This window comes from Mesorhizobium sp. M2A.F.Ca.ET.037.01.1.1 (assembly GCF_003998075.1).
In the GTDB taxonomy this organism is placed as follows: Bacteria; Pseudomonadota; Alphaproteobacteria; order Rhizobiales; family Rhizobiaceae; genus Mesorhizobium.
On the sequence record NZ_RZSA01000500.1, the window covers coordinates 1 to 4,790 of the forward strand.

Here is a 4,790-nt window from a genome sequence, read left to right on the forward strand (position 1 = left end):
GCCTCCAACTGTCCCCTGGAACACGCGAAACCCCCTATCTGTTCCCGTCAAAGGCGCTATAGATGCCCGCCGATCCACTGGACCCCAGCTCATGCCCGCCAAGCTTTCGGTCAATCTCAACGCCGTCGCCATGCTGCGCAACCGCCGCGACCTGCCGTGGCCGAGCGTCATCGGACTTGGCCGCATTGCCCTTGCCGCCGGCGCGCATGGGTTGACGGTGCATCCCAGGCCCGACGAGCGGCACACAAGGCATTCCGACCTGCCGGAGATCAGGGCGCTGATCGACGACGAATTCCCAACGGCGGAGTTCAACATCGAGGGCTATCCGACGGAGGATTTCCTGGCACTGGTCGAAAAGAACCAGCCCGAGCAGGTGACGCTGGTGCCGGACGACCCGGCGCAGGCAACCTCCGACCATGGCTGGAACTTCGTCGCCCAAGCGGCGTTCCTCACTCCGATCGTCAAGCGGTTGAAGAAAAGCGGATTCAGGGTGTCGCTGTTTTCCGACGCGGACCCTGCGGGCGTGAATGCGGCACGCGATACCGGCGCCGATCGCATCGAGCTCTATACCGGTCCCTATGGAGGTTTCCATTCCGATTCGGCAAAAGCGGCGAAAGAACTGGAAAGGCTGGGAAAAACCGCCGACGCCGCATTCAAGGCCGGGCTCGGCGTCAATGCCGGACACGATCTGACCGTGGAGAACTTACCGCCATTGGCCAAACGCATCCCGGCATTGGCCGAAGTATCGATCGGACATGGGTTGACAGCCGATGCGCTGGAGTATGGCATGGACGGCACGGTCGGGCGGTTCTTGAAGGCCTGCGGATGGTAGGGGACTTTGGGTAGTTTCGGCAGTCTTGGTGTGTCGCGCGCGTCGCGGTGGCCTCGGAGCGTGACGAATTCGGTAAAGTGGGGTTCATGGTGCTAGCCAACGCCAGCGAAACGGAATCCCTCGAACGCTCGGGCCATGCCGAAACCGAGCGGCAGCACAGCACTAAGGTGCTCATGCTTGGCGCGCTGGGCGTCGTCTATGGCGACATCGGCACGAGCCCGATCTACGCCTTTCGCGAGGCGCTGCACGCGTCTTCGAGTTCGGTTGCCCGCAATGACGTACTCGGCGTGCTGTCGCTGATCGTCTGGGCGCTGACGATCATCGTCACGGTCAAGTATGTCGCCTTCGTGCTCAGGGCCGACAACAAGGGCGAGGGCGGCACGCTGTCACTGATGGCGTTGGCGCGCAGCGCCTATCCCCCGGGCTCCAGGCTCATCCTGGTGATCGGCATTTGCGGCGCGGCGCTGTTCTTCGGCGATTCAATCATCACCCCGGCGATCTCGGTACTGTCGGCGGTCGAAGGCCTGGAAGTCGTCACGCCTGCGCTCGATGCCTTCGTGGTTCCGATCACGCTGGTCATTCTGGCGGTGCTTTTCGCCGTGCAGCGCTTCGGCACGGGCAAGGTGGCGGCGGTGTTCGGGCCCGTGACGGCGACATGGTTCGTGGCGATCGGCGCGGCCGGCGTCTACCACATCGTCGATGACCCGTCGGTTTTCTTGGCGATCAATCCATATTATGCGATCTACTACCTGGCCACGACGCCGACCGGAGCCTTCGTTACCGTCGGCGCGGTCTTCCTGGCGGTGACCGGCGCGGAGGCTCTCTATGTCGACCTCGGCCATTTCGGCCGCAAGCCGATCGTGATGGCCTGGTTCGCGATCGTGTTTCCCTGCCTGCTGCTCAACTATTTCGGCCAGGGCGCCTTCGTGCTCTCGCATGGCGGCAAGCCGACCAACCCGTTCTTCCAGATGCTGCCCGAATGGGCGCTAATGCCGATGGTGGGCCTAGCGACAGCGGCCACGGTCATCGCCAGCCAGGCCGTCATTTCCGGCGCCTTCTCGCTGACTAGGCAGGCGGTGCAGCTCAACCTTCTGCCGCGCATCGAAGTGCAGCACACGTCCGAGATGCAGAGCGGCCAGATCTATATGCCGAGGGTCAACCTTCTGGTCGCGCTTGGCGTGATGCTTCTGGTCGTCGGCTTCGGCAGCTCGAGCGCGCTTGCGTCGGCCTACGGCATTTCGGTGACCGGCGAGATGCTGATGACGACTATCCTTTTGTTCGTGGTGATGCGCTGGCTGTGGAAATGGCAGGTTGCGACCGCACTGGCCCTGGTGGTGCTCTTCGGCGTCATCGATCTCGGTTTCTTCTCGGCCAATGTCGTCAAAATCGTCGAGGGCGGCTGGGTCTCGATCACTGTCGCCTGTCTGATGGGGCTGATTATGTGGACCTGGATCCGCGGTACCCGCTACCTGTTCGACAAGACGCGCCGCAACGAGATCCCACTCGACTTCCTGGCGTCGAATCTCCTGAAGAAGAAGCCGCAGCTCGTCTCGGGCACGGCCGTGTTCCTGACCAGCGATCCCTTAAGCGCGCCGACCGCGCTGATGCACAGCCTGAAACACTACAAGGTGCTGCACGAGAAGAACGTCATCCTGTCGGTGGTGACGGCGCCGCAGCCGGTGGTGCCGGACAGCGAGCGCGTGAAGATGGAGACGGTCAACGAGCTGTTCATGCGCGTGACGCTGACCTTCGGCTACATGGAGCAGCCCAACATTCCGCGCGCCTTGGCCATCTGCCGCAAGCAGGGCTGGAAGTTCGACATTATGACGACGTCGTTCTTCCTGTCGCGGCGCTCGCTGAAGGCCTCACCCAATTCCGGCATGCCGGTCTGGCAGGACCGGCTGTTCATCAGCCTGGCGCGCTCGGCGGCGGATGCCACTGAGTATTTCCAGATCCCGACCGGGCGAGTGGTCGAGATCGGCACGCAAGTGGCCATCTGAACGAGAGCGGCTTGCGCCGGATGAACAAACGCGGGCCGGTCCGTAGACCAAAAGCCGTGCGCCGGCGGCATGGGAGCCCTCACGCAAGGGCACTTGATATTGCACTGCAGCAAGCGTAGAGCACCGCGCGTTTTATCGGAGTGTCGTCCATGGCCCTCGCCAATGGTGGTGCAGACGCAGAACCCGCCGACCAGTCGAGTCACGCTGAGATTGAGCAGCATAGCACCAAGGTGCTGATGCTGGGCGCGCTCGGCGTGGTCTATGGCGATATCGGCACGAGCCCGATCTATGCGTTCCGCGAGGCGCTGCACGCCTCTTCCGGCGGTGATGTCGCGAACCGCGCCGACATCCTGGGCGTGCTGTCGCTGATCATCTGGTCGCTGACCATAACGGTGACGGTGAAATACATCATGTTCGTGCTGCGCGCCGACAACCGCGGCGAGGGCGGCGTGCTGTCGCTGATGGCGCTGGCGCGCAGCAGTTTCGCTACACGTTCCGCGATTATCCTGGCCATAGGCATCGTCGGCGCCTCGCTGTTCTTCGGCGATGCGGTCATCACGCCAGCCATCTCGGTGCTATCGGCGGTCGAAGGCATGAATGTCGTGACGCCGGCCTTCCAGCCTTACGTCGTTCCGTTGACGCTGGTCATTCTCGCCGTGGTCTTTGCCGTGCAGAGGTTCGGTACTGGGGGCGTCGGTCTGGTATTCGGTCCGGTGACTGCAATCTGGTTTCTGGCCATCGGCCTGTCCGGTCTCAACCACATCATCGACGATCCGGAAATCCTGTGGGCCATCAGCCCGCATTACATCGTGGCTTTCCTGATCAATTCACCCGATGTGTCTTTTGTCACTATCGGCGCCGTGTTCCTGGCCGTCACCGGAGCCGAGGCGCTCTACGCCGATCTTGGTCACTTCGGCCGCAAGCCGATCGTGCTGGCATGGCTGGCGATTGTGTTTCCCTGCCTGCTTTTGAACTATGCCGGGCAGGGCGCCTATGTGCTCGCCAAGGGCGGCACGGTCGGCCATCCGTTCTTCGAGATGAACGAGGGCTGGGCGCTCATCCCGATGGTGGTGCTGGCGACGGCGGCAACTGTTATTGCCAGCCAGGCTGTGATCTCCGGCGCCTATTCTCTGACCAGGCAGGCGGTGCAGCTCAACATGCTGCCTCGGCTCGAAATCCTGCACACTTCGGAAAAGCAATCCGGGCAGGTTTACATGCCGCGCGTCAACATGCTGCTGGCGTTGGTGGTGATGCTGTTGGTGGTCGGTTTCGGGGAGTCCAGCAAGCTGGCTTCGGCCTACGGCATCTCGGTGACCGGGAACATGTTGGTGACGACGACGCTGCTCTTCGTCGTCATGACTCGGATCTGGAAATGGAACATCTGGCCGGCAGTTGCGCTGACGGCATTGTTCGCGCTTATTGACGTTGGCTTCTTTGCCTCCAACATCGTCAAGGTGTTCGAGGGCGGCTGGGCCTCGCTCGCTGTTGCCTTCGCCATCATCCTCGGCATGTGGACCTGGGTGCGGGGCAGCCGCTACCTATTCGACAAGACGCGCCGCAACGAGATCCCGCTCGATTTCCTGGCGGCGAACCTGCTGAAGAAGAAGCCACAGCTGGTCTCAGGCACCGCCGTGTTCCTGACCAGCGATCCGCTCAGCGCGCCGACGGCGCTGATGCACAGCCTGAAACACTACAAGGTGCTGCACGAGAAAAACGTCATCCTGTCGGTGGTGACCGCGCCGCAACCGATCGTGCCCGACAGCGAGCGGGTCAAGCTGGAGACGGTCAACGAACTGTTCATGCGCGTGACGCTGACCTTCGGCTATATGGAGCAGCCCAACATTCCGCGCGCGCTGGCCATCTGCCGCAAGCAGGGCTGGAAGTTCGACATCATGACGACGTCCTTCTTCCTGTCGCGGCGCTCGCTGAAGGCTTCACCCAATTCCGGCATGCCGATC

3 protein-coding genes are annotated in these 4,790 nt (G+C 62.4%); all 3 read left to right on the top strand.

The genetic code is table 11. The annotated features are described in order from the left end of the window. Window positions 1-91 precede the first annotated feature (91 nt). A complete protein-coding gene (locus EOA27_RS22470) occupies window positions 92-832 on the top strand; it encodes a pyridoxine 5'-phosphate synthase (protein ID WP_126082071.1) in 741 nt (246 codons plus the stop codon). Between the two features lie 86 nt (window positions 833-918). After that, window positions 919-2,832: a potassium transporter Kup gene (locus EOA27_RS22475; RefSeq protein WP_126082072.1), complete on the top strand. Its 1,914-nt coding sequence runs from the start codon at window positions 919-921 to the stop codon at window positions 2,830-2,832. Between the two features lie 149 nt (window positions 2,833-2,981). Then, the coding region (locus tag EOA27_RS22480; protein ID WP_145970472.1) for a potassium transporter Kup at window positions 2,982-4,790 on the top strand (1,809 nt) is incomplete at its 3' end.